This window comes from Pantoea sp. SIMBA_079 (genome assembly GCF_046940275.1).
In the GTDB taxonomy this organism is placed as follows: Bacteria; Pseudomonadota; Gammaproteobacteria; order Enterobacterales; family Enterobacteriaceae; genus Pantoea; species Pantoea borealis.
Genome location: NZ_JAWRYR010000719.1, coordinates 1 through 247 on the forward strand (window position 1 = coordinate 1; position 247 = coordinate 247).

A 247-nucleotide genomic window follows, 5' to 3' on the forward strand; every position below is an offset into this window, starting at 1 on the left:
CTACTAGTAGGTTGTTATCTTTACAGGAGCTTTGGTTATGTTTGGAATTTCCCCGCTCGGCTGGGTGCACACGATCGGCAGTTTGCCTGCCATTCCCCTGGCCATCTACATGTTCGTCCGCTACGGGCGCATTTTGCCCCGGTCAAAATCCGGCGGCCTTTATTTTGTCTCGATGCTTATAGGTGCTGGCACAACATTTCTCGTTGCACGCCAGCAGGTCAGCTATGTTATCGGTGCTGCGACGATG

General features: G+C 52.6%; 1 protein-coding gene. It reads left to right on the forward strand.

Annotated features, from left to right (window positions below):
* Positions 1-37: 37 nt before the first annotated feature.
* Positions 38-247, forward strand: a 210-nt coding sequence (locus SB719_RS21830) for a hypothetical protein (RefSeq protein WP_412159985.1), incomplete at its 3' end; no start/stop codon positions are given.